This is a genomic window from Modestobacter roseus (assembly GCF_007994135.1).
Classification (GTDB): domain Bacteria; phylum Actinomycetota; class Actinomycetes; order Mycobacteriales; family Geodermatophilaceae; genus Modestobacter; species Modestobacter roseus.
In genome coordinates this window covers 3,569,220-3,592,433 of sequence record NZ_VLKF01000001.1, presented here as the reverse complement: position 1 = coordinate 3,592,433, position 23,214 = coordinate 3,569,220, and the positions used below count along the sequence as shown (strand labels likewise).

At 74.4% G+C, this 23,214-nt stretch carries 20 protein-coding genes; 8 read left to right on the top strand and 12 right to left on the bottom strand.

Translation table 11 applies throughout. The annotated features are described in order from the left end of the window. Positions 1–7 precede the first annotated feature (7 nt). Complete coding sequence (locus JD78_RS17190; protein WP_153359449.1) at positions 8–3,283, bottom strand: DEAD/DEAH box helicase; 3,276 nt, start codon at positions 3,281–3,283, stop codon at positions 8–10. Positions 3,284–3,359: 76 nt separating this feature from the next. Here JD78_RS17190 and pgm point away from each other — a divergent pair, with 76 nt between their 5' ends. Both pgm and JD78_RS17180 read left to right on the top strand, forming a co-directional pair. Then, positions 3,360–4,994 carry a phosphoglucomutase (alpha-D-glucose-1,6-bisphosphate-dependent) gene (gene pgm, locus JD78_RS17185; RefSeq protein ID WP_166521249.1) on the top strand — a complete coding sequence of 545 codons (1,635 nt, stop codon included), beginning with the start codon at positions 3,360–3,362 and terminating at the stop codon, positions 4,992–4,994. Between the two features lie 76 nt (positions 4,995–5,070). After that, a complete protein-coding gene (locus JD78_RS17180; protein ID WP_153359451.1) occupies positions 5,071–5,286 on the top strand; it encodes a glycine zipper domain-containing protein in 216 nt (71 codons plus the stop codon). 52 nt (positions 5,287–5,338) lie between these two features. On the opposite strand, the gene JD78_RS22770 is transcribed toward JD78_RS17180, so the two are convergent. From JD78_RS22770 to JD78_RS17145, 7 genes are all read right to left on the bottom strand, one after another. Continuing rightward, on the bottom strand, positions 5,339–6,358 hold the full coding sequence (locus tag JD78_RS22770; RefSeq protein ID WP_153359459.1) for a methyl-accepting chemotaxis protein: 1,020 nt from the start codon (positions 6,356–6,358) through the stop codon (positions 5,339–5,341). Between the two features lie 78 nt (positions 6,359–6,436). After that, a complete protein-coding gene (locus JD78_RS17170; protein WP_153359461.1) occupies positions 6,437–7,003 on the bottom strand; it encodes a hypothetical protein in 567 nt (188 codons plus the stop codon). A 10-nt stretch (positions 7,004–7,013) separates the two neighbouring features. Further along, a complete protein-coding gene (locus JD78_RS17165) occupies positions 7,014–7,358 on the bottom strand; it encodes a PadR family transcriptional regulator (RefSeq protein ID WP_208104134.1) in 345 nt (114 codons plus the stop codon). 116 nt (positions 7,359–7,474) lie between these two features. Further along, entirely contained in the window at positions 7,475–8,995 is a 1,521-nt protein-coding gene (gene glpK, locus JD78_RS17160) for a glycerol kinase GlpK (RefSeq protein WP_153359463.1), read from the bottom strand. A gap of 59 nt (positions 8,996–9,054) precedes the next feature. Beyond that, positions 9,055–9,792 carry an MIP/aquaporin family protein gene (locus JD78_RS17155; RefSeq protein WP_228395099.1) on the bottom strand — a complete coding sequence of 246 codons (738 nt, stop codon included), beginning with the start codon at positions 9,790–9,792 and terminating at the stop codon, positions 9,055–9,057. 142 nt (positions 9,793–9,934) lie between these two features. Continuing rightward, complete coding sequence (glpK, locus tag JD78_RS17150; protein WP_166521248.1) at positions 9,935–11,446, bottom strand: glycerol kinase GlpK; 1,512 nt, start codon at positions 11,444–11,446, stop codon at positions 9,935–9,937. After that, entirely contained in the window at positions 11,443–12,228 is a 786-nt protein-coding gene (locus JD78_RS17145) for an IclR family transcriptional regulator (protein WP_153359465.1), read from the bottom strand. Before JD78_RS17145 ends, glpK (JD78_RS17150) begins: the two co-directional genes overlap by 4 nt. A 109-nt stretch (positions 12,229–12,337) precedes the next feature. Here JD78_RS17145 and JD78_RS17140 point away from each other — a divergent pair, with 109 nt between their 5' ends. The 6 genes from JD78_RS17140 to JD78_RS17115 all read left to right on the top strand — a co-directional run bounded on the left by JD78_RS17140 (position 12,338) and on the right by JD78_RS17115 (position 18,955). Then, a complete protein-coding gene (locus JD78_RS17140; protein WP_153359467.1) occupies positions 12,338–14,068 on the top strand; it encodes a glycerol-3-phosphate dehydrogenase/oxidase in 1,731 nt (576 codons plus the stop codon). A gap of 156 nt (positions 14,069–14,224) precedes the next feature. After that, positions 14,225–14,851: a TetR/AcrR family transcriptional regulator gene (locus tag JD78_RS17135; RefSeq protein ID WP_194290443.1), complete on the top strand. Its 627-nt coding sequence runs from the start codon at positions 14,225–14,227 to the stop codon at positions 14,849–14,851. Between the two features lie 44 nt (positions 14,852–14,895). Next, positions 14,896–17,133: an MMPL family transporter gene (locus JD78_RS17130; protein WP_153359472.1), complete on the top strand. Its 2,238-nt coding sequence runs from the start codon at positions 14,896–14,898 to the stop codon at positions 17,131–17,133. 38 nt (positions 17,134–17,171) lie between these two features. Next, positions 17,172–17,405, top strand: a complete 234-nt coding sequence (locus tag JD78_RS17125) for a hypothetical protein (RefSeq protein WP_153359473.1) — start codon at positions 17,172–17,174, stop codon at positions 17,403–17,405. Between the two features lie 64 nt (positions 17,406–17,469). After that, positions 17,470–18,408 carry a hydroxymethylglutaryl-CoA lyase gene (locus tag JD78_RS17120; RefSeq protein WP_153359475.1) on the top strand — a complete coding sequence of 313 codons (939 nt, stop codon included), beginning with the start codon at positions 17,470–17,472 and terminating at the stop codon, positions 18,406–18,408. A 25-nt stretch (positions 18,409–18,433) separates the two neighbouring features. Beyond that, a complete protein-coding gene (locus tag JD78_RS17115; protein WP_153359477.1) occupies positions 18,434–18,955 on the top strand; it encodes a flavin reductase family protein in 522 nt (173 codons plus the stop codon). Positions 18,956–18,968: 13 nt separating this feature from the next. On the opposite strand, the gene JD78_RS17110 is transcribed toward JD78_RS17115, so the two are convergent. From JD78_RS17110 to JD78_RS17095, 4 genes are all read right to left on the bottom strand, one after another. Beyond that, entirely contained in the window at positions 18,969–21,281 is a 2,313-nt protein-coding gene (locus tag JD78_RS17110) for a GAF domain-containing SpoIIE family protein phosphatase (RefSeq protein WP_228395101.1), read from the bottom strand. A gap of 68 nt (positions 21,282–21,349) precedes the next feature. Next, the gene (locus JD78_RS17105; RefSeq protein ID WP_153359480.1) at positions 21,350–21,805 is read right to left on the bottom strand and encodes a hypothetical protein; all 456 of its coding nucleotides are present in this window, start codon (positions 21,803–21,805) and stop codon (positions 21,350–21,352) included. Continuing rightward, positions 21,798–22,163 (bottom strand): hypothetical protein, encoded by a 366-nt coding sequence (locus JD78_RS17100; RefSeq protein WP_153359482.1) that lies wholly within the window; start codon positions 22,161–22,163, stop codon positions 21,798–21,800. Before JD78_RS17100 ends, JD78_RS17105 begins: the two co-directional genes overlap by 8 nt. Before the next feature lie 51 nt (positions 22,164–22,214). Continuing rightward, a complete protein-coding gene (locus JD78_RS17095) occupies positions 22,215–23,207 on the bottom strand; it encodes an aldo/keto reductase (RefSeq protein WP_153359484.1) in 993 nt (330 codons plus the stop codon). Between the last annotated feature and the right edge of the window lie 7 nt (positions 23,208–23,214).

Sequence of the window (23,214 nt, the reverse complement as noted above, 5' to 3'; positions counted from 1 at the left end):
ACAGGCCCTACCCGAAGAGCCCGCGGACGTCGTCGGCGGTGAGCGCCCCGGAGGCCAGCGCACCGTCGTCGACGACCCGGGAGAACAGCGCCGACTTCCGGGCCTTGAGCTCCATGACCTTCTCCTCGATGGTGCCGACCGACACCAGCCGGTAGACGATCACCGTCTTGTCCTGGCCGATCCGGTGCGCCCGGTCGACGGCCTGGGCCTCGCTGGCCGGGTTCCACCACGGGTCGAGCACGAAGACGTAGTCGGCCTCGGTGAGGGTCAGCCCGAACCCGCCGGCCTTGAGGCTGATCAGGAACACCGGCGCGGTGCCCTCCCGGAAGCCCTGGACGACGCCGTCGCGGTCACGGGTGCGCCCGTCCAGGTACTCCCAGTCGATGCCCTCGGCGGTCAGCCGGTCGCGGATGTTCCGCAGGAAGCGGGTGAACTGGCTGAACACCAGCACCCGGTGGCCCTCGGCGACCACCGCGCGCAGGTGCTCGAGGAAGGCGTCGGCCTTGCTGGAGGGGACGTCGGCGTAGGCCGGGTCGATCAGCGCCGGGTCCAGGCTCAGCTGCCGCAACAGCGTCAGCGACCGGAAGATCGTCATCCGGTTCTTGGACATGTCCTCGACCAGGCCGAGGACCTTGCTCCGCTCCCGCTGCAGGTGGGTCTGGTAGAGCTTCTCGTGCCGCGGGTTGAGCACCACCTCGAGCACCTGCTCCTGCTTGGGCGGCAGCTCGGCGGCGACCATCTCCTTGGTCCGGCGCAGCACCAGCGGGCGGATCCGGCGGCGCAGCGTCGCCAGCTTCTCCGCGTCGCCGTCCCGCTCGATCGGGATGCGGTAGGCCTCGGTGAACCGCGCCGGGTCGGGGAACAGCCCGGGGGCGACGATCGACATCAGCGCCCACAGGTCCATCACGCTGTTCTCCAGCGGCGTGCCGGTCAGCGCCAGCTTCACCGGGGCCTGCAGTCGCCGCGCGCACTGGTAGGTGCGGGCCTGGTGGTTCTTCACGAACTGCGCCTCGTCGAGCACCAGACCGCGCCACGGCAGCTCGGCCCACGCCTCCTCGTCGATCCGGAACAGCGCGTACGACGTGACGACGACGTGCGCGCCGGCCACCCGGTCGCGCAGCGCCGTGCCCGACTTCCGCTCGGTCTCCCCCACCACCGCCACCCGCAGGCCCGGGGCGAACCGCGCCGCCTCCCGGGCCCAGGTGGGCACCACGCTGGTGGGCGCCACCACGAGCACGGGTGCGTCGTCGAGGTCGCCGGCCTGGTGCGCGCGGACCAGCAGTGCCAAGGCCTGCAGCGTCTTGCCCAGCCCCATGTCGTCGGCGAGCACCCCGCCCAGCCGGTGGTCCCAGAGGAAGGACAGCCAGCCGTACCCGTCCAGCTGGTAGGGCCGCAGCTCCGCGGCCAGCCCGGCCGGCGCCGGTGGGGGTTCGGCGTGCTCGGCCTCGATCAGCCCGCGCACCTCGCGGGTCCACCGCTCGCTCTGCTCCTCGACCACGCCCAGGCCGAGCAGCTGCTCCCACAGCGACGCCTGGTAGCGGCTCACCCGGGTGCCCTCGCCCGGCACGTCCTGCAGGGCGCGGGCCTCCTCGATCAGCAGCCGCAGCTGCTCGAACTCCGGGCGCTGCAGGGAGAAGTAGGTGCCGCTGATCAGCAGCAGCCGGGTGCGCCCGGCGGCCAGGGCCTTGTAGAGCGTCTCGAACGGCACGCTCTGGCCGTCGACGGTGACGCTGACGCCCAGGTCGAACCAGTCGGACTCCCCGGTGTCGCGGGCGGTGAAGCTGAACTGCGGCGCGGCGGTGGTGTGCCGGTAGTCGGTGGGGGTGCCCACCACGGTGACGTCGAGGGCCGGGTCGGCGCGGAGCGCGGGAAGCACCTCGGTGGTGAACTCCAGCGCCTCCATCCCGGCGAGCTCGGTGCGCTCGGCGAGGGAGCCCTCCGGCGTCCACAGCTCGGGCAGCGCGGTGGCCGGGCCGGGCAACCCCTCGACCAGCAGCCGCTCGGCGGCCGGGTCGCGGCCGTCACCCGGCGTCGACGGCGCACCCGGGGCGAAGGACCGGTCGCCGTAGCGCACCGCCCAGGCGAGGCCGAGCGTGGCGTCGCCGGGGTAGCGCACCTCGACGGCCAGCCGGGGCCGGTGCACCTCCGGCAGGGCGACCGAGCCGTCGCCGGAGATCACCGGGACCGCCTGCCGCAGGCCCGGGTACCAGTCGCGCAGGAAGCGGTCGACGTCGCCGGGCGGGATCTCGATCCGGCCACCGCGGCCCACCAGCCCGGCCAGCACAGGGGGCACCGGCCGGTCCAGGCGGGCCAGCACCAGCCCGGGGACGTCGCCGTCTCCACCGGCGGGCCCCTCCACGGACACCCCGTGCGGGGGCATGCCCAGGAAGGACAGCCGCCCGGGGTCGACGGCGCGGCCGTCGAGCTGCAGCACGGCGGACAGCTCGGTGTGCTCGCCGTCCCGGCGCAGGTCGACGGCGACGTCCGCCGGTACCTGCGCGAGCACCACCGGCCGGGCCGACCGGTCGGCGGTGACCAGGGGGACGCCGTCGGCCACCGCCTCGGCGAGCAGCCGCCAGAGCCCGGCGCCGAACTCGTGCAGGTACACGTCGGCCGGCGCGTAGGACCAGTACTGGTTGCGGGCCGCCTGGTGGGTGGCGTGCAGCGCGCGCATCGCGGCGAGGTGCGCCGGGTCCCAGCCGGCCTGGGTGTTCTCGTACTGCAGCTGCCGCCACGAGACGCCGCTGCGCACCCACTGCCCGCGCTTGCCGGGCACCACCGGCCGCAGCCGGATCAGCCGCTGCCGGGTGCCTGGTGCGGCGACCGACGAGCGCCCCCGGCCCGGCTCGGGCTCGACCAGCTCGAACTGCAGCGCGATCGGGACGGTCGCGGGCGCCGGCCGGCCCGCGGAGGTCACCAGCTCGGCGAGCTCCTGCTCCCAGGTGCGGGCGGCGGGGCGCCCGGGCCGCGACCCGCCCGGCGCGCGTTCGATCTCCGGCCGCAGGTGCAGCAGCACCGCCACCGCGTGCTTGCAGTCGTCGCCGACCGGGCAGGTGCAGGCGGCGGCCCAGCCGACCCGGCCGCCCTCGGTGCGCACCACCGTCGTCCGGTAGGGCTCGGGTGCACCGCCCTGCACCAGACCGGTCAGCCGGCGCGCGCCGTCACCCACCCGGACGTCGAGCACGCTGCGGCCGGCGTAGGACCGTGCCCGGTCGAGCACGTGCTCCCCGACGGCCTCGGCCAACGCCGCGTCGGTGACCATCTCCCGCCAGTCCCCGAGCACCCGACCAGGCTACGGCCGACCCCCGACAGAGCGGCCCGGGTCGCGGGCACTGGGGGCGCGGCGCGAAGATCAGGCCATGAGCTCCGACCGCGCCGGCCAGCCCGCCCAGCCCTCCGACCTGGTCGACGTCCCGCACCTGGTCACCGCCTACTACACGGTGCAGCCGGACCCCTCCGACGTGGCACAGCAGGTCACCTTCGGGACCTCGGGCCACCGGGGCTCCTCGCTGGACGGCGCGTTCAACGAGCCGCACATCCTGGCCACCACCCAGGCGATCTGCGAGTACCGCGCCCAGCAGGGCTTCGACGGCCCGCTGTTCATCGGCCGGGACACCCACGGCCTGTCCGAGCCGGCCTGGGTGACCGCCCTGGAGGTGCTGGCCGCCAACGACGTCACCGTGCTGGTCGACTCGCGCGACGGCTACACCCCCACCCCGGCGGTCAGCCACGCCATCCTCGCCGCCAACCGGGGCAGGACGAGCGGGCTGGCCGACGGCATCGTCGTCACCCCGTCGCACAACCCGCCGCGGGACGGCGGCTTCAAGTACAACCCGCCCTCGGGTGGCCCGGCCGACACCGATGCGACCGGCTGGATCGCGAAGCGGGCCAACGCGCTGCTGGCCGCCGGGCTGGACGGCGTGCGTCGCATCCCTTTCGCCCGGGCCCGCGCGGCCGCGCAGTCCTACGACTTCCTCGGCACCTACGTCGACGACCTGCCGAACGTGCTCGACCTGGCCGCGGTGAAGGACGCCGGGGTCCGGATCGGCGCCGACCCGCTCGGCGGGGCGAGCGTGCACTACTGGGGCGAGATCGCCGAGCGGCACGGCCTGGACCTGACCGTCGTCAACCCGCTGGTCGACGCCACCTGGCGGTTCATGACGCTGGACTGGGACGGCAAGATCCGGATGGACTGCTCCTCCCCCTCCGCGATGGCCTCGCTCATCGGTGCGAAGGACCAGTTCCAGATCGCCACCGGGAACGACGCCGACGCCGACCGGCACGGCATCGTCACCCCCGACGGCGGGCTGATGAACCCCAACCACTTCCTCGCGGTCGCCATCTCCTACCTGTTCAGCCACCGGCCGGAGTGGGCCGCGGGCACCGCCGTCGGCAAGACGCTGGTGTCCTCCTCCCTCATCGACCGGGTGGTCGCCGACCTCGGCCGGCAGCTGGTCGAGGTGCCGGTCGGCTTCAAGTGGTTCGTGCCCGGGCTGCTCGACGGGTCGGTCGGGTTCGGTGGCGAGGAGTCGGCCGGTGCGTCGTTCCTCCGTCGCGACGGCGGCGTGTGGACCACGGACAAGGACGGCATCCTGCTCGCCCTGCTGGCGTCGGAGATCCAGGCGGTCACCGGCAACTCGCCCTCGCAGCTGCATGCGTCACTGACGGAACGGTTCGGCTCCTCCGCCTACGCCCGGGTCGATGCCGCGGCCACCCGCGAGGAGAAGGCGAAGCTCGGCAAGCTGTCGCCCGATGCGGTCACCGCCACCGAGCTCGCCGGGGAGCCGATCACCGCGAAGCTGACGACGGCGCCCGGCAACGGTGCCGCGATCGGCGGGCTGAAGGTCACCACCGAGAACGCCTGGTTCGCCGCCCGCCCGTCCGGCACCGAGGACGTCTACAAGGTCTACGCCGAGTCCTTCCAGGGCGCCGACCACCTCGCCCAGGTCCAGGAGGAGGCCAAGGCCGTCGTCTCGGCCGCCCTGGCCGGCTGACGGCCGCCCTGCGGCCCATGCCACTCGGCGGATCGTGGTTCTTCCGAAACGAAGTCGGCTCATCTAGCGTGCGGGGATGACCGAGCCGTCCGCCCCGCCGCCGTCCCCGTCGGAGAAGTCCGGCTGGCAGCAGGGCACCGGCATGGCGCTGGGGCTGTCGCTGGGCGTGACCTTCGGTCTGACGCTGCTGGACAACCTCGCCCTCGGTCTCGGGCTCGGGGTGGCGATCGGCGTGGCGGTCGACGCCGCACAGGCCCGCCGGTCGCACGACGGGCCGACCCCCACCGACTGAAGGAAGGACCCGGCTGGCCGCTGGGCGGACATGGCGCTCCTCGCCCTCGCGGTCAGCACTCCTGGACGAGGCAGCCGTACCAGCCGAGGCCCTGGTAGGTCTCGTAGCCGGGGGTGCGGGCGAACCCGACCGTGCGGGTGCTGTCGGCGTACGAGCCGCTGGTTGCGCCCTCGGTGCGCAGCCCCACCCGCTCGGTGAGCACTCCTCGCCCGTCGGAGGCGGCGAGCACCCGGCCGCCGCCGTCCAGCAGCAGGCAGCGGGTGCGGGCGCGCTCGTCGTCGGCGAGCCGGAGGCCGTCGAGGATCGCCTGGGTCTGCGGTGCCCAGTCGAAGAAGACGCCGAGCGCGCCGATCACCTCGCCGTCGGTCTCGCCGTCCCGGCGCACCGCGGTGGCGTAGGTCGCCACGGACGAGCCCAGCTCGGCCGACTCCCGGACGTCCTCGACGGCGTAGGCGTCGCCGTCGGCGGTGGCGAGCGCGTCGCGGAACCAGCGCTGGCCGCTGACGTCGCTGCCGACCACGCCCGGCCAGCGCTGCGGCGCCGCGTTGGCCAGCACCCGCCCCGAGGTGTCGGCGACCCACAGGTCGAGGTAGACGGTGTAGTTGCGCAGGATGACGCCCAGCCGCCGGGTGGCGGTCGCGGCGGCCGGCCCGTGGGGATCACCCGCGGCCGCGGCGTCGACGACGGCGGCGTCGGTGGCCCACCAGCGGACGTCGCAGGTGCGCTCGTAGAGGTTGCGGTCGACCAGCTCGATCGCGGTCAGCGCCAGGTCGGCCAGCCGCTGGCCGCGCACCTGGGTGACCAGCCGGGCGCCCAGCTCCTGCAGCTCGGCGACGGTGGGGCCGAGCTCGGCGGACAGCCCGGTGCTCACGCCGGCGGCCTGCTCGGCGATCTGCTTGACCTCCTCGGCCACGACGGCGAAGCCACGGCCGGCGTCCCCGGCCCGGGCGGCCTCGACCAGCGCGTTGAGCGCGAGCATGCGCGTGGTGCGGGCGATCGAGTCCAGGTCGCGCAGTCGCGCCGAGGACTGCTGCTGGACGCGCTCGGCCAGCGCGACGACTCTCTCCGGCACGGTCCGGTCATCGGCGCGCTGCAGCCGGGGGTGCAGCCGGCGGGCGTGACGTTCAGGTCAACAAGATCGCACAGCGGCTCAGCGGGTGAGCAGACCGGCGGCCAGGGTGCCCAGCAGGAGGACCAGCGGGATGCCGACCAGGACGGCCACGGCCCACCGCGGCAGCGGCACCATGTCGGCACCGGTCCGGGGATCGGTGACCCGGGCCCCGGAGACGTCCGCGCGGAAGCTGCGCACGATCCGGGTGACGCTCGCCCCCAGTGCTGTCGCGGCGAGCAGGAACACCAGCCACGCGGGGAGCCCGAGCACCGAGGTCCCGCCGGCGCCGAGGGCCCACAGCGAGTCGGCGAGCAGGAAGGAGCTGACCCCGATGACCACAGTCGTCGCCCAGTCGCGCCACGACACCCCGCGCACCGCGTCCCGCCAGCCCTGGCTCGGCGGGGCACCGATGGCGTCGGCGACCCGGTCGGCGTACTCCTTCGGCGGGCCGAAGGCCTCCTGCGGGTGCTCGCCGGTCTCGGCGACGTGGCTCTGCACCTCGGCGAGCACCTCGCCGATGCGGGCACCCGGGACGTCGCGCATCCGCAGGCGCATCAGCAGGTCGTCGCGCCAGCCCTGCTCGGTGCGGTTCGAGACCCTTGCCATGGCGGGCTCCTCAGGCGGGGACGGCGGGGGACGACAGCAGGCCGGCGGCCCGCTCGCTGAAGACGTGCCACTGCTCGGCGCGTTGCCGCAGGGCGGTGACGCCGGCCTCGGTGACGGTGAAGACCTTGCGGCCGGGGCCGCCGTCGCCGGCCTCCCAGGCGGCGGTCGCCAGCCCCTCGGCCTCCAGCCGGGTGAGGATCGGGTAGAGGGTGCCGCCCTTGACCGCGCCCAGGCCGGCCTCGGCCAGTCGGCCGGCGATGGCGTAGCCGTGGGTGGGGCCGTCGGCGACGACACGCAGCACGCACAGTGACAGCACGCCGCGCATCCACTCGCCGGGCCACCGCTCCTCGTGCACGCGGTGGACAGTACGACTGACTACTCAGGCGCGCAAGCTACTTGCCGACCGTGTCCTGGGGACGCCGGAGGGCGGCACCCCGTCCGGGGTGCCGCCCTCCACGTGCCGGGCCTGCCTCAGTCGTCGTCCTCGTCGACCCAGTCCAGGCTCTTGGTGACCGCCTTCTGCCACTGCCGGTAGTACTTCTCCCGCTGGTCCTCGGACATCTCCGGGTCCCACCGCTTGTCCTCGGCCCACTTGGCGGTCAGCTCGTCCAGGTCGGACCAGAACCCGACCGCCAGCCCGGCCGCGTAGGCCGCGCCCAGTGCGGTCGTCTCGGGGATCTGCGGCCGGATCACCGGCACGCCGAGCAGGTCGGCCTGGAACTGCATGAGCAGCTCGTTGCCGACCATGCCGCCGTCCACCCGCAGCTCGGTGAGGTCGACGCCGGAGTCGGCGTTCATCGCGTCGAGCACCTCGCGGGTCTGGTAGGCGCCGCCGTTGTCGTCGACCGAGCGGGCCAGGTGGCCCTTGTTGACGAACCGGGTCAGCCCGACCACGGCGCCGCGGGCGTCGGAGCGCCAGTGCGGGGCGAACAGGCCGGAGAACGCCGGGACGAAGTAGGCGCCGCCGTTGTCGTCGACCGAGCGGGCCAGGTCCTCGATCTCCGGCGCGCTCTTGATCATGCCCAGGTTGTCCCGGACCCACTGCACCAGCGAGCCGGTGACCGCGATCGACCCCTCCAGCGCGTACACCGGCTTGGCGTCGCCCAGCTGGTAGCACAGCGTGGTGAGCAGGCCGTTCTCCGACGGCACCGCCTCCTCACCGGTGTTGAGCAGCATGAAGTTGCCGGTGCCGTAGGTGTTCTTGGCCATGCCCTTGGTGAAGCAGACCTGGCCGAAGGTGGCCGCCTGCTGGTCGCCCAGCGACCCGGCGATCGGCACCCCGGCCAGGAAGCCCGCTTTGCGGCCCTTGCCGTACTCCTCCGAGTTGGACCGGATCTCCGGGAGCATGGACATCGGGATGCCCATCTCCTCGGCGATGTCGGCGTCCCAGGCGAGCTTGCGGTAGTCCATGAGCATCGTGCGGGAGGCGTTGGAGACGTCGGTGAGGTGGAGCCCGCCGTCGGTGCCGCCGGTCATGTTCCAGATCAGCCAGGAGTCGATGGTGCCCATGAGCAGGTCGCCACGCTCGGCCTTCTCCCGGGCGCCGTCGACGTTGTCCAGGATCCAGCGGACCTTCGGCCCGGCGAAGTAGGTGGCCAGCGGGAGGCCGACCTTGTCCTTGTAGCGGTCGGCCCCGCCGCCGAGCGCGCCCAGCTCGTCGCAGATCTTCTGGGTGCGGGTGTCCTGCCAGACGATGGCGTTGTAGACCGGCTGGCCGGTGTTCTTGTCCCACACCACCGCGGTCTCCCGCTGGTTGGTGATGCCGACGGCGACGATGTCGGAGTTGCTGGCGTTGCCGCGGGCCAGGGCCTGCCCGACCACCTCGCGGGTGTTGCCCCAGATCTCGGTCGCGTCGTGCTCGACCCACCCGGCGCGCGGGAAGATCTGCTGGTGCTCCTTCTGCCCGACCGAGACGACCTTGCCGTCGTGGTCGAAGAGCATGCACCGGGTGCTGGTCGTGCCCTGGTCGATGGCGGCCACGTACTGGGCCATGGGGGTTCCTCCTTCAGCGGGAGGGGCCGAGATCGCGACCTCGGCCCCGGGCGGGTGGGTCAGAGGTTCACGTGGGCGAGCGCGCCGGCGAGCACGGCGCCGATGAGCGGGCCGACGATCGGCACCCAGGCGTAGCCCCAGTTGCTGCCGGTCTTGCCGCGGATGGGCAGGACGGCGTGGGCCAGGCGGGGCCCGAGGTCACGGGCCGGGTTGATGGCGTAGCCGGTCGGGCCACCGAGGGAGGCGCCGATGCCGACGACGAGCAGGGCGACGGCCAGCGGCCCGATCTCGGTCGGGGTGTCACCGAACCGCAGCACGATGTAGACCAGCACGAAGGTGCCGACCACCTCGGTGACCACGTTGTCCTTGATCGTGCCCAGGGCCGGCCCGGTGGCGAAGGTGCCCAGCTGGGTGCCGGCGGCCTCCGGGTCGTTGTAGTGCCCGTAGTAGGCCAGGTAGGCCACGACCGCGCCGAGGAAGGCGCCGAGCAGCTGGCCGGCGAAGTACACCAGCGTGCTGGCGATGGTGATGGGCACGCCGGGGGCGTACTCGTCCGCGCCGCTCACCCACAGGCCGACGGTGATCGCCGGGTTGATGTGCGCTCCGGACGAGGCGGCGGCGAAGACGCCGGCGAAGACCGCCAGCCCCCAGCCGAAGATGATGACGATCCAGCCGCTGCCGTTGCCGTTGGTCTTGGGCAGCACGACGTTGGCGACGACGCCGACGCCGAGGAGCAGCAGGATGCCGGTGCCCAGCACCTCGCTGCCGAAGACGGTCCACAAGCTGAGCTCTTCCACGCGGGGTGCTCCTCATCGACGGTGATGTGGGTAGGAGGCACCGCGGGAACGTCGGGTGCCTCAGGTCACGTGACCGTATTCACACCGGCGGAGGCGGTACAACGATCGTCGTCCGACGATGTCGAACAGCTCTCGCGGGGGTTCAGCGGGCGGGTGCGCCCCAGGCGATGCTCAGCGCCACGGCCCGCTCCCACCGCGGGTACTCGGCGTCCAGCTCGGTCACCCGCTCCGGGCGGGGTTCCCACTGCGCCGCCCGGTGCCAGTTCCGCCGCAGCGCCTCGGTGTCCGACCACACCCCGACGGCGAGGCCGGCGGCGTAGGCGGCGCCCAGCGACACGGTCTCGCCCACCATCGGGCGCACCACCGGCCCGTCCAGCGCATCGGCGATGAACTGCATGAGCAGGTTGTTGGTGGTCATCCCGCCGTCGACCCGCAGTGCCGTGCGGGTCAGCCCGGAGTCGGCGTCCATCGCCCGGACGACGTCGCGGGTCTGCCACCCGGTGGCCTCCAGCGCCGCCCGCGCCAGGTGCCCCTTGGTGACGTAGGAGGTGAGGCCGGCGACCAGCCCCCTGGCCTCCCCGCGCCAGTGCGGGGCGAGCAGCCCGGAGAAGGCGGGGACGACGTAGCAGCCGCCGTTGTCGGTCACGGTGCGGGCCAGCGTCTCCACCTCCGCGGCGGAGCCGATCAGCCCCAGCCCGTCGCGCAGCCACTGCACCAGCGCGCCGGTCACCGCGATCGACCCCTCCAGCGCGTAGTGCACCGGCTCCCCGGTCAGCTGGTAGGCGACCGTGCTGATCAGCCCGTGCCGGGACCGGACCAGCTCGCCGCCGGTGTTCTGCAGCAGGAAGCTGCCGGTGCCGTAGGTGCACTTGGCCTCACCGGGGGCGAAGCACGTCTGCCCGAACAGCGCCGCCTGCTGGTCGCCCAGCAGGCCGCCGATCGGGACGGCGACCGGGAGCGCGGTGGCCCGGCCCAGCACCCCCACCGAGGGGCGGATCTCCGGCAGCATCGCGGCCGGGACGTCGAAGAAGGCGAGCAGGTCGGGGTCCCACCGGCAGGTGTGCACGTCCATCAGCAGCGTGCGGCTGGCGTTGGTCACGTCGGTGACGTGCACGCCGCCGTCCGGTCCGCCGGTGAGGTTCCAGACCAGCCAGCTCTCCATCGTCCCGAACAGCAGCTCGCCTCGTTCGGCGCGCTCGCGCGCCCGGGGGACGGCGTCGAGGATCCAGCGCAGCCGGGGCCCGGCGAAGTAGCCGGCGATCTCCACGCCGGTGCGCTCGCGCACGATCCCCGCGTCCGGCCGGGCGCAGAGCTGCTCGACCAGCTGCCCGGTCCGGGTGTCCTGCCAGACCAGCGCGCGGAGCACCGGTCGCCCGGTGGCCCGGTCCCAGACGACGGTGGTCTCCCGCTGGTTGGCGATCCCCAGTGCGACGACCTCCCCGGGGGCGGACGCCACGTCGCGCAGCGCCTGTGCGGCCGTCAGCTGGGTGTTCGCCCAGATCTCCTCGGGGTCGTGCTCCACCCAGCCGGGGCGGGGGAAGTGCTGGCGGTGCTCCTTCTGCCGTACCGCGACCAGCCGGCCGCTGCGGTCGAACACGATGGACCGGGTCGACGTCGTCCCCTGGTCGATCGCCAGGACGTAGCGCTCGCTCACCGGTGGCTCAGCTCCCGGGTGACCGCGGCGGCCGAGTCGGTCAGCATGCCGAGCAGGGCGGGCCGGGGCTCCCCCGCGGTGGTGAACAACGACTCGACCGGGCCGGTGAGCCCGAGGGAGCAGACCACCAGGCCGCCGGGGCCGTGCACCGGCGCGGCCAGCCCGGCCACCCCCGCGGTGTGCTCCTCCCGTTGCCCGGCCCAGCCGCGGTGCCGGACGGCGCGCAGCTCGGTGGTCAGCGCGGCGGGGTCGGTGCAGGTGGCGCGGGTCAGCCGGGCCAGCACGGCCTGTGCGGGGATCGGCGGCGCCCCGGGCAGGCAGGCCAGCAGCACCTTGCCCAGGGCGGTGGCGTGCGCCGGCAGCCGCCGGCCCACCTCCAGCTCCTGGGCGGAGTCGTCGGGCCGGAACACGTGGTGCACCACCAGCACGTCCCCCGGGGTCGCCCCCTGCGCCGGCCCGTCGGTGAGGGTGCCCAGCCGCACCGCGCAGCCGCTGCGGGAGGCGAGCGCGTCGGTCCAGTTGGACGCCCGGGAGCGCAGTTCGTTGGCGTCCGGGCGGTGCGAACCGAGCCCGAGCAGGCCGGGGCCCAGCGTGTAGCGGCCGGAATCGAGGTCCTGGGCGACGAAGCCCACGCCCAGCAGGGTGCGCAGCAGGCCGTGCGTCGTGGTCTTCGGCAGCCCGACGGCGCCGGCCAGCTCGGTCACGCCCATCCGTCCACCCGACCCCGCGATGGCCTGCAGGATCGCCGCCGCCCGCTCCACCGCCTGCACGTTGCCCGGCACGGGCGGACCGTACCGCCTTCTCGTCCGACCATGTCGAACACGCTGCGTCGACGGGTGGTCCACCCCACACCTACCGTGGACGGGGAGCCCATCCGCCGGAGGTGTCGGAATGACCGCAGTCCCCCCGCTCGGCCCCGAGCAGCGTGCCCGAGCCTGGGCAGAGCTCGCCGAGCAGTCCTTCGAGGTTCTCGTCGTCGGTGGCGGGGTGACCGGCGCCGGTGTCGCGCTGGACGCCGCCACCCGCGGGTTGCGCACGGCGCTGGTCGAGGCCCGCGACTTCGCCAGCGGCACCTCCTCGCGCTCGTCGAAGCTGTTCCACGGCGGCCTGCGCTACCTGGAGCAGTTCGACTTCGGGCTGGTCCGGGAGGCGCTGCACGAGCGCGACCTGTCGGTCAACCGGATCGCCCCGCACCTGGTCAAGCCGGTGCCCTTCCTCTACCCGCTGACCCGCCGCGGCTGGGAGCGGCCCTACGTCACCGCCGGCCTGGCGCTCTACGACGGGCTGGCCCGCCTGGGCGCCCTGTCCGAGCCGATGCCCGCGCAGAAGCACCTGACCCGCACCGGCGCCCGGCGGATGTTCCCCGCGCTCAAGCCCGACGCGTTCGTCGGCGCCGTCCGGTACTACGACGCCCAGGCCGACGACGCGCGGCACACCCTCACCGTGGCCCGCACCGCCGCGGCGTACGGGGCCACGGTGCTCAACTCCGCCGAGGTCGTCTCCTTCCTCCACGCCGGCGGCCGCGTGGTCGGCGTGCGCGTGCGCGACGTCGAGACCGGCGCCGAGGTCGACGTCCGCAGCGAGGTGGTCGTCAACGCCACCGGGGTGTGGACCGACGACATCCAGACCCTGATCGGCGGCCGGGGCCGGTTCCACGTGCGGGCCAGCAAGGGCGTGCACATCGTCGTCCCGCGCGACCGGATCAACGGCGAGGCCGGCCTGATCCTGCGCACCGAGAAGTCGGTGCTGTTCGTCATCCCGTGGGGCAGCCACTGGATCGTCGGCACCACCGACACCGACTGGGAGCTGGACAAGGCCCACCCCGCCGCCAGCCGGGCCGACATCGACTACATCCTCGAGCACGTCAACGAGGTGCTGTCGGTGCCGCTGACCCACGACGACATCACCGGGGTCTACGCCGGGCTGCGCCCGCTGCTGTCCGGGGAGAGCGAGTCGACCAGCCAGCTGTCCCGGGAGCACGCCGTCGCCCGGCCGATGCCCGGCGTCATCGCCGTCGCCGGTGGCAAGTACACGACCTACCGGCCGATGGCCGCCGACGCCGTGGACGCCGTGGCCGACGACGTCACCCGACGGGTGCCGCCGAGCGTCACCGAGAACATCCCCCTGGTCGGCGCCGAGGGCTACGCGGCGATGGTCAACTCCCTCGACGGGCTCTCCGACCGGTGGGGCATCCCGCGCTTCCGCGCCGAGCACCTGCTGAACCGGTTCGGCTCGCTCACCCCCGAGGTGCTTGCGCTCGCCGCCGACCGGCCCGAGCTGCTGGAGCCGGTGCCCGGCGCCGAGGAGTACCTGATGGTCGAGATGGTGTGGGGCGTGGAGCACGAGGGCGCGCTCCACCTGGACGACCTGCTGGCCCGCCGCACCCGGATCTCCATCGAGACCGCGCACCGCGGGGTCGAGTCCGCCGAGCCGGTGGCCCGCGCGGTCGCCCCCTCGCTGGGCTGGGACGCCGACCGGGTCACCGCGGAGGTGCAGGGCTACGCCGCCCGGGTGGAGGCCGAGCGGCTCTCGCAGGCCGCCCCGGACGACCAGGAGGCCGACGCCGCCCGGATCGCGGCGCCGGACACCCGCGCCGTCCTGGTCGGCCGCACGCCCAGCTGACCCGCCCGACCCGAGCAACGACCGTCCCCCCGTACCGGCACCGGTGCGGGGGGACGGTCGTCTCCGCAGGGGGGCGGTGACCGCCCCTCGAGGCAACGCACGTCACACCCGCCACGAGTTCTCGATACAGCGATGTATCCAATACAGTCCTGCATCGTGACGGCGACCGATCTGGAGCGGCCCAAGCGCCGCCGTGAGGCCACCGTCGAGCGGCTGCTGGACGCCGCCCTCGACACCTTCGCCGAGCAGGGGTTCGCCGCGGCCAGCGTGGAGGACGTCTGCAGCCGCGGTGGGTTCACCCGCGGCGCCTTCTACTCCAGCTTCAAGACCAAGGACGAGCTGTTCGAGGCGCTGATGACCCGCGAGGTCGAGCGTGACCTCGCCCGGGTCGCCGAGCTCCTCACCGGCCTCGCCGACGAGCCCGACCCGCTGGCCGCCGCGGTCGACCGGGTGCTGAGCGCCTTCCGCTGTGACCGCACCTGGGCGCTGGTGGTCACCGAGTACACCCTGCACGCCGCCCGGCACCCCGAGGCCGCCGCGGTGCTCCGCCGGCACGACGAGCAGGTCGGCGGCCGGCTGGCGGCGCTGGTCGACCGGACGGCCGCCGAGGCCGGGCTGACCTTCACCCTCCCCGCCGCCGAGCTCATCGGGGCGGCGACCGCGCTGCTCAGCGGCCTCACGGCCATGTCCCTCACCGCCGAGGGCGATCTCGAACCGCTGCGCCGCGCCGCCCTGCTCGCGCTCGTCCGCGGGGCGGTCGCCCCCGCGCCGCCGTCCCCCTGACCCGACCCCGATCCGCCGACCCGATCCGCCGACCAGGAGAACCGATGTCCACCCTGCTCTACCGGCTGGGCCGTGCCGCCTACCGCCGACGTGCGTTGTTCACCGCGGCCTGGGTCGCGGTGCTGGGCGCGGTCATCGCGCTCTTCCTCACGATCGGCGGGGAGTTCGACGACGAGTTCACCATCCCCGGCTCGGAGTCGCAGACCGCGCTCGACCGGCTGGACGAGGTCGCGCCGGCCGCCGCGGGGGTGAGCGCGGACCTGGTGTTCGTCGCCCCGGACGGCAGCACCGTGACCGACCCGCAGTACGCCCAGGCGATCGGCGCGGCAGTGGCGGCAGCTGGGCAGGTCGACGACGTCGCCGCGGTGCAGGACCCCTTCACCACCCAGCAGATCAGCCCCGACGGCCGGGCCGCGCTGGCCACGGTGACCTACTCCGTCGGCCCGCTCGAGCTGGAGGAGGACGCACTCGAGCGGCTGCAGTCGGCCACCGCCCCGGCCGAGGACGCCGGCCTGGAGGTCGCGGTCGGCGGGGGTGCGTTCAACTCCGGGGCGGTGACCGTCGGGCCGCTGGAGCTGATCGGCGTCGTCGTCGCCGTCCTGGTGCTGGTGATCACCTTCGGCTCGCTGCTCGCAGCGGGGATGAACCTGCTGGTGGCCCTGGTCGGGGTGGGGATCGGGCTGACCGGTCTGCTCGCGCTCTCCGGCGTCATCACGCTCTCCTCCACCGCGCCGACCCTGGCGCTGATGATCGGCCTGGCGGTCGGCATCGACTACACGCTGTTCATCGTCAGCCGGCACCGCTCGCAGCTCGCGCAGGGCATGGCGCCGGAGGAGTCGGCCGGCCGGGCCACCGGGACGGCGGGCTCCGCGGTCGTCTTCGCCGGCCTGACCGTGGTGATCGCGCTGTCCGGGCTGGCCGTGGTCAACATCCCGTTCCTGACCGTGATGGGCCTGGGTGCGGCCGGCACCGTGCTGGTCGCCGTGCTGGTCGCGCTGACCCTGGTGCCGGCCCTGCTCGGCTTCGCCGGGGCACGGATGGCGCCGAAGCCGGGTTCCCGCGCGCACCGCCGCGAGCTCGCGCTGGCCGCGCACGCCGACTCCCCCGCCCGCACCGGTGGCGCCCGCTGGGCCCGCCTGGTCACCCGCCGCCCCGCGCTGACCGTGCTCGGCGTCCTCGCCGCGCTGCTGGTCTGCGCCATCCCCGCCGCCCAGCTGCAGCTGGCCCTCCCGGACGCCAGCAGCGCCGGTGAGGAGACCCCGCAGCGGCAGGCCTACGACGCGATCGCCGAGTACTTCGGCCCCGGCGTGAACGGCCCGCTGCTGGTCTTCCTCGACGGCCTGGACCCGGCGACCGCCGAGCAGACCGCCGGCCAGGCCGCCGTCAGCATCGGTGGCACCCCCACGGGCACGCCCGGTGAGTTCGAGGGCGGGCTGGACGACGTCGCCTACGCCGCGCCGCAGGTGGTCGGCGACGGCACCGCCGCGATCGTCTCGGTGGTGCCGGAGAGCGGCCCGCAGAGCGAGGAGACCAGCGCCCTGGTGGGCGACCTGCGCGACCTGGGCGACGACCTGGAGACCGAGACCGGTGCGGAGGTCTCGGTCACCGGGCAGACCGCCGTCGCCATCGACGTCTCCGACCGGCTGGCCGACGCGCTGCTGCCGTTCACCGTGGTCGTCGTCGGCCTGGCGCTGGTCCTGCTGCTGCTGGTGTTCCGGTCGATCCTGGTGCCGGTCAAGGCCGCCCTGGGCTTCCTGCTCTCGGTGGGCGTCTCCTTCGGCGCCGTGGTCGCGGTCTTCCAGTGGGGCTGGCTGATGGACCTCTTCGGCGTCCCGGCCACCGGCCCGGTGATCAGCTTCATGCCGATCCTGCTGATGGCCGTGCTGTTCGGCCTGGCCATGGACTACGAGGTCTTCCTGGTCTCCCGGATGCGCGAGGAGTACGTGCACGGGGCGGAGCCGCGCGAGGCGGTGGTCGCCGGCATGCGGCACGCCTCGCGGGTGGTCGTCGCCGCGGCGCTGATCATGTTCTCGGTGTTCGGGAGCTTCGTGACCATCGAGGACGTCACCGTGAAGGCGATCGCGTTCGGGCTGGCGGTGGGCGTGCTGGTGGACGCCTTCGTCGTCCGGATGACGCTGGTGCCCGCGGTGCTCGCGCTGCTGGGCCGCTCGGCCTGGTGGCTGCCGCGCTGGCTGGACCGGGCGCTGCCCGACCTGGACATCGAGGGCGCCAAGCTCTCCGCCCGGGACGACGACCGGGTGCCGGAGCCGGTCGCCGGCTGAGCCGCGGGGCAGGCGGGGCGGTGGGGCAAGCTGGGCGCATGCCGAACCTCGTCGGACGGGAAGTCCGCCCGCCTGCCCCACCCGCCCCCGGCCGGCCCGGCGGCGAGACGATGACCGGGCCGCTGCACGCCGTCGCCGCGGAGCCCGGGGCCGCGGCCCGCGAGTCCCACGAACAGGTGCAGGCGCTCTGCGGCACCTGGGTCCGGGTGGTGCCGGTCGAGGACGTGCCGGACGACGCCGGGTTGTGCCGGGCCTGCCAGTACGGCCCCTGACGGTTCCGCCCCCGGTTCCACGTGGAACGGACGCGGGGTGGAACGCCGGGTGCAGGATGGCCGCATGAACGACTTCGACCTGGTGCTGCCCGCGGCGGTCGACGTCCGGGAGGTCGGCATGCGCGACGGCCTGCAACTGGAGGACCCGCTGCCGCTGGCCGACAAGCTGGCCATGCTCGAGGCCATCGTCGCCACCGGCGTCCGCCGGGTGGAGGTGACCTCCTTCGTCTCGCCGAAGGCCGTGCCGGCGCTCGCCGACGCCGACCAGGTGGCCGCCGAGCTGCACCGCTTCCCCGGCGTGCACTTCTCCGCGCTGGTCGCCAACCCCCGCGGCGCCGTCCGCGCGGTCGACGCCGGCGTCCCGCACCTGGAGTACGTCGTCTCCGCCGCCGACTCGCACAGCCGGGCCAACGCCGGGCGCGGCACCGCCGAGGCGCTGGCCGCGGTCGGCGAGATCGCCGCCCTGGCGCACGGGGCCGGCGGGTCGCTGGAGGTCGTGGTGGCCACCGCCTGGGACTGCCCGTTCGACGGGCGCACCCCCCTCACCCGCACCGTCGACGTCGCCCGCGCCGCGGTCACCGGTGGCGCCGACGCGCTGTGCCTGGGCGACACGATCGGCACCACCACGCCGGGCCGGGTGGTGCGGCTGCTGGACGCCGTCCGCCGGGCCTGCCCGGGCACGCCGGTGGGCGTGCACTTCCACGACACCCGCGGCACCGGCCAGGCCAACGCGCTGGCCGCCGTGCAGGCCGGGGTCACCCAGCTCGACGCCTCGGTCGGTGGCCTGGGCGGGTGCCCGTTCGCGCCGGGCGCCAGCGGCAACATCGCCACCGAGGAGCTCGTCTGGTGGCTCGCCGACGCCGAGGTCGACACGGGCATCGAGCTGGCCGCGGTGCTCGCCGCCGCCGCCGTCACCGAGCGGGCGGTCGGTCACCCGCTGCCCAGCTCGCTGTACCGGGCCGGTGGTGCGCCGGTGCCGCGGGGGCCGGTCCGGCCGTCCTGAGCCGGCACCTCCGGAGCGTGGTGGGATGGGACGCGTGAGCGCCGACGTCCCCGCCCCCGTGGTCGACCCCCAGCTGATGCGCGACGTGCTGGGCCACTTCGTCTCCGGCGTGACCGTGGTGACCGCGGCGGGCCCGGACGGCCCGGTCGGGTTCACCTGCCAGTCGTTCAGCTCGCTGTCGCTGGACCCGCCGCTGGTCGCCTTCGCCCCGGCCCGCACCTCGCGCACCTGGCCGCAGCTGCGCGACGCGGGCCGGTTCTGCGTGAACGTGCTGGGCGAGCAGCAGAGCGACCTCTCCCGGCAGTTCGCCCGCTCCGGCACCGACAAGTTCGCCGGGGTGCGCTGGGCGCCCAGCCCGCACGGCTCCCCGATGCTCGAGGGCGTGGTCGCCTGGATCGACAGCGAGCTGTGGGCCGAGTACGACGGCGGCGACCACACGATCGTCGTCGCCCGGGTGCTCGACCTGGGGGCCGACGCCAGCCGCACGCCGCTGCTGTTCCACCGCGGCGCCTACGGCCTGCAGCAGGCGCTGGTCGAGGAGGGCTGAGGAGGCCGGCGCCTCAGTCGAAGCGGACGGCGATGACGGCGATGTCGTCGCGGCGGTCGGGGCTCGGCCCGACGGCGGCGACGCACAGCTCCGCCGGGGGCGCGTCCACCGGCGCCACCGCGAGCCGCTCGACCAGCAGGGCGATGCCGGTGTCCATGTCCGCGCCTGGGCGCTCGATGAGCCCGTCGGTGTAGGCCACCAGGGTCGAGCCGGCGGGCACCTCGAACGTCTGCGACCGGCGCCGCACGCTGTCGTCGACGCCGATGAGCAGGCCGGTGACCCCGTCGAGCAGCTCCACCGACCCGTCGGGCCGGCGCAGCGCGAGCGGCGGGTGACCGGCGTTGGCCAGGGTCAGGTGCCAGGGACGGCCCGGCTCGGCCGGGGGCACCGCGCGGGCGTAGACCATCGTCGCCATCCGGGCCACGTGCAGCCCCTGGACCAGGGTGTCGACCCGGTCGAGCACCTGCCCGGCGTCGGTCTCCCCCGCGTCCCAGGCGCAGGCGCGCAGCAGCCCGCGCAGGTGGCCCATCGCGGCGGCGGCGGCGACGTCGTGCCCGACGACGTCGCCGATGGCGATGCCCACCGAGCCGTCGGGCAGCTGCAGCAGGTCGTAGAAGTCCCCGCCCACCTCGGCGGCGGTGGAGGCGCTGACGTACTCCCCCGCGGCGCTGATCCGGGGGATCTCGGGCAGCTCGGGCAGCAGCGAGCGCTGCAGCGTCTCGGCGACCGAGTGCTCCTGCTGGTACAGCCGCACGTTGTCCATCGCCATCGCGGCCCGGCGCGACAGGTCACGGGCCAGGTCGACGTCGTCCGGGCCGAAGCGGCGCTCCTGGGTCTCCGCGACCAGGGTGAGCGCGCCCAGGGTGCGGCGGCGGGCCACCAGCGGCACGGTCAGCTGCGAGGAGGTGCCCAGCTCGGCCATCACCGCGCGCAGCGCCGGGTCGGGGGCGGCCCGGTCCAGGATCTCCGCGGTGACCTCCGGGACCAGGACCGGCTCGGCGGAGGTGAGGACCCGCCGGATCGGCGCGGCCTCGGGCAGGTCGGCGATGCGCAGCGCCGCGAAGCGGCGCAGCGCATCGGTGAGGCCCCGCCGGTGGGCGGCCGAGGTGCCGGTGACGGCGCCGTGCTCGTCGACCAGGGTGATGAACACCCAGTCGGCCAGCAGGGGGACGCACAGCGAGGAGAGCCGGTCGAGCAGGTCGTCGAGGTCGAGGGTGGCGCTCAGCGTGCTCGTCGCCTCGGCCATCAGCGCCAGCCGGCTCTGCGCCCGCTCGGCCGCCTCACGGGCGACCTCGGCCTCGTGCCGGGCGGCCTGCTCGGCGGCGAAGGCGGCGGTCCGGTCGTCCTCGACCCGCACGCGTTCGGTGACGTCGGTCTGCACCCCGACGAAGCTGACCAGCTCGCCCTCGCCGTCGAAGACCGGCGTGATGGACAGCTGGTTCCAGAAGGCCGTGCCGTCCTTGCGGTAGTTGAGCAGCGTCGTCGTCACCGGCTCGTGCGCCCGGAGCGCCGTGCGCAGGTCGGCGACCCGCGCGAGGTCGGTGGCCGAACCCTGCAGGAACCGGCAGTTGCGGCCGACGCTCTCCTCGTAGCTGTAACCGGTGATGCGGCTGAACGACGGGTTGACCCAGACCAGCGGGTCGTCGGGCTGGCGGGGGTCGGTGATGGTGAAGGCGATGTCCGTGGCGACGACGGCCCGGTCGCGCAGCGCCTGCAGGTGGGTGTCGGGGTCGGCGAGGTGGTGCCCCTCGTCGAGCTGCAGGAACACCACGAGGGACAGGCGCTGCTCACTGCCGTCGCGGGAGAGCGGGAAGCCGGTGACCCACAGCAGCTGCGCGGGGGTGTCGGTGGCGGTCGCGCTGGCGGCACGCATCTCGTCGGAGCTGCGCTGCGGGGTCAGCCGCACCGCCTCGCCGGTCACCGGGCGCCCCTGCGCCAGCAGGGACAGCGGGTTGCCGGTGCTGGCGAGCGGGGCGCCGCCGAGGTCGGTCAGCCCGACCGAGGCGCCCCAGGTGTCGACGGGCAGCGGGAGGCGGACGTTGCCGGCCAGCTCGATCGCGGCGCTGTTGGCGTAGACCACGGCGCCGTCGCTCTGGTCGATGACGAGCACCGCGACCGGCACGTCGGCCAGCACCCCGGGCAGCGCGGCCCGCGCACCGGTGTCGCTGCTCGTGCCCGAGACCGCGGCCTCGGCGGCGCCGACCACGGACGCCTGGTGGCTGCGCTCGCTGTCGACGACCGGGGCGCCGGTGCCGGCGAGGGCGGCCGCGGCCTCCGGTGGGACCTCGGTACCGGAGCTCACCCGTCCCCCGGCCTGGTCCACCACGGGAGCGACTTTAACGAGGCACTCGGTTGGGCACCACCGACAGGGGTGAGGACCACCCGGTCAGGGGGTCAGCGCGGATCGCCCCGGTCGGCGGCGACCTGGGACTGGTGGCGCAGCCAGAGCAGTCCGAGCACCGGCAGCGCCAGCGGGATGAACCCGTAGCCCTGACCGTAGTTCGACCAGACGGTGGCGTCGGGGAAGGCGACCGGGTCCAGCAGCGAGAGCGTGCCGACGACGAGCACGCCGGCCAGCTCCACGCTGACGGCGGCCAGCGCCGTGCGCCGACCACCGCGTCCGCCGCGGGCCAGCCCGACGGTGGCGACCAGGTAGACGACCGCGGCGAGCGCCGAGAGCAGGTAGGCCAGCGGCGCCTCGTCGAAGCGGGTCGCCAGCTGCACCGTGGCGCGGGCGCCGGCGGCGAGCGCGAAGACGCCGTAGAGCGCGACCAGCACCCGGCCGGGTCCGCGGGTGGTGTCCGCGGTGGCCGACGTCGGTTCGGGTGGTGCGTCGGAGGGCTCAGCCACCGGTGACCTGCCAGACCTGCTCGAGCCGCCAGACCATGACGGCGACGGCGGCGGCCGCGACCGCGATGATCGTGCCCGCCCAGCGGGTGGGGTCGGTGCGCGCCCACAGCACCCCGGCCAGCGGCAGCAGCACCACGCTGGCCAGGTAGCCCAGGAAGGTGGCCAGCTCGGTGGGCCGGTGCCCGCCCACCAGCCCGGCGACCGCGACGGCGGCCAGTGCGAGCACCAGCAGCTGCAGCAGCCCGGCCCCGACCAGGTGGGCGGTGCCGATCCGGCGGCGCAGCGCGGTGCTCAGCACGCCCAGCAGGGCCAGCGCGACGGCGACGGCGGTCACCGCGACGAGCAGCGGGGTGTTCACCGGGAGGGGCCGGACGGGCGGGGACGCACCCGCCCATCCTGCCCTGCCCCGTCAGCGGTGGATGCTGGACATGTCCGGGTATCGGTCACCCGCGGTGGCGCCGGCGGGCGCCGCCTCGTCGAGGCGGCGCAGGTCCTCCTCGCCGAGGGTGAGCTCCGCGGCCGCGGCGTTCTCCTTCAGGTAGGACACCCGCTTGGTGCCGGGGATCGGCACGATCGCGGGGTTGCCGTCGCGGCCGGACTGCGCCATCACCCACGCGAGCGCCAGCTGGGAGGCCGTCACGCCCTTCTCCTCCGCGACCTCGCGGACCCGGTCGACCAGCCGCAGGTTCTGCTCGAACGCCTCGCCCTGGAACCGCGGGTGGTGCCGGCGGAAGTCGTCGGCGGCCAGGTCCTCGATGCTGCGGATCTGCCCGGAGAGGAACCCGCGGCCGATCGGCGAGTAGGCGACGAACCCGATGCCGAGCTCGGCGCAGGTGGCCAGCACGTCGTTGTCCTCGGGGTCGCGGGTCCACAGCGAGTACTCGGTCTGCAGCGCGGTGACCGGCTGCACGGCGTTGGCCCGGCGGATCGTCTCCGGGGCCGCCTCGGAGATGCCGGCGTGCCGGACCTTCCCGGCGTCCACCAGCTCCTTCAGCGCGCCCCAGGTGTCCTCGATCGGCACCGTGGGGTCGACCCGGTGCTGGTAGTAGAGGTCGATCTCCTCGACCCCGAGCCGCTGGAGGGAGGCGTCGCAGGCGGCGTGCACGTACTCGGGCCGGCCGTTGATGCCCAGCCGGGTGCCGTCGGGCAGCCGCTCGTTGCCGAACTTGGTGGCCAGCACCACCTCGGCCCGCCGGCCGGCGATGGCCCGGCCCACCAGCTGCTCGTTGGTGAACGGCCCGTACATGTCCGCGGTGTCCAGGAAGGTGACGCCCAGGTCGAGCGCCCGCTGGATCGTCCGCTCGGCCTCGGCCTGGTCACCGGTGCCGTAGAACTCGCTCATCCCCATGCAGCCCAGGCCCTGGGCGGAGACGGTCAGGTCACGGAGCTGTCGGATCTGCATGCGCCGG

Excerpts from the sequence above, each read along its gene's own strand:
- pgm (WP_166521249.1), top strand. The coding sequence starts at position 3,360 with ATGAGCTCCGACCGCGCCGGCCAGCCCGCCCAGCCCTCCGACCTGGTC.
- JD78_RS17180 (WP_153359451.1), top strand. The coding sequence starts at position 5,071 with ATGACCGAGCCGTCCGCCCCGCCGCCGTCCCCGTCGGAGAAGTCCGGC.
- JD78_RS17170 (WP_153359461.1), bottom strand. The coding sequence starts at position 7,003 with ATGGCAAGGGTCTCGAACCGCACCGAGCAGGGCTGGCGCGACGACCTG.
- glpK (WP_153359463.1), bottom strand. The coding sequence starts at position 8,995 with ATGGCCCAGTACGTGGCCGCCATCGACCAGGGCACGACCAGCACCCGG.
- JD78_RS17140 (WP_153359467.1), top strand. The coding sequence starts at position 12,338 with ATGACCGCAGTCCCCCCGCTCGGCCCCGAGCAGCGTGCCCGAGCCTGG.
- JD78_RS17130 (WP_153359472.1), top strand. The coding sequence starts at position 14,896 with ATGTCCACCCTGCTCTACCGGCTGGGCCGTGCCGCCTACCGCCGACGT.
- JD78_RS17125 (WP_153359473.1), top strand. The coding sequence starts at position 17,172 with ATGCCGAACCTCGTCGGACGGGAAGTCCGCCCGCCTGCCCCACCCGCC.
- JD78_RS17120 (WP_153359475.1), top strand. The coding sequence starts at position 17,470 with ATGAACGACTTCGACCTGGTGCTGCCCGCGGCGGTCGACGTCCGGGAG.
- JD78_RS17115 (WP_153359477.1), top strand. The coding sequence starts at position 18,434 with ATGGGACGCGTGAGCGCCGACGTCCCCGCCCCCGTGGTCGACCCCCAG.
- JD78_RS17095 (WP_153359484.1), bottom strand. The coding sequence starts at position 23,207 with ATGCAGATCCGACAGCTCCGTGACCTGACCGTCTCCGCCCAGGGCCTG.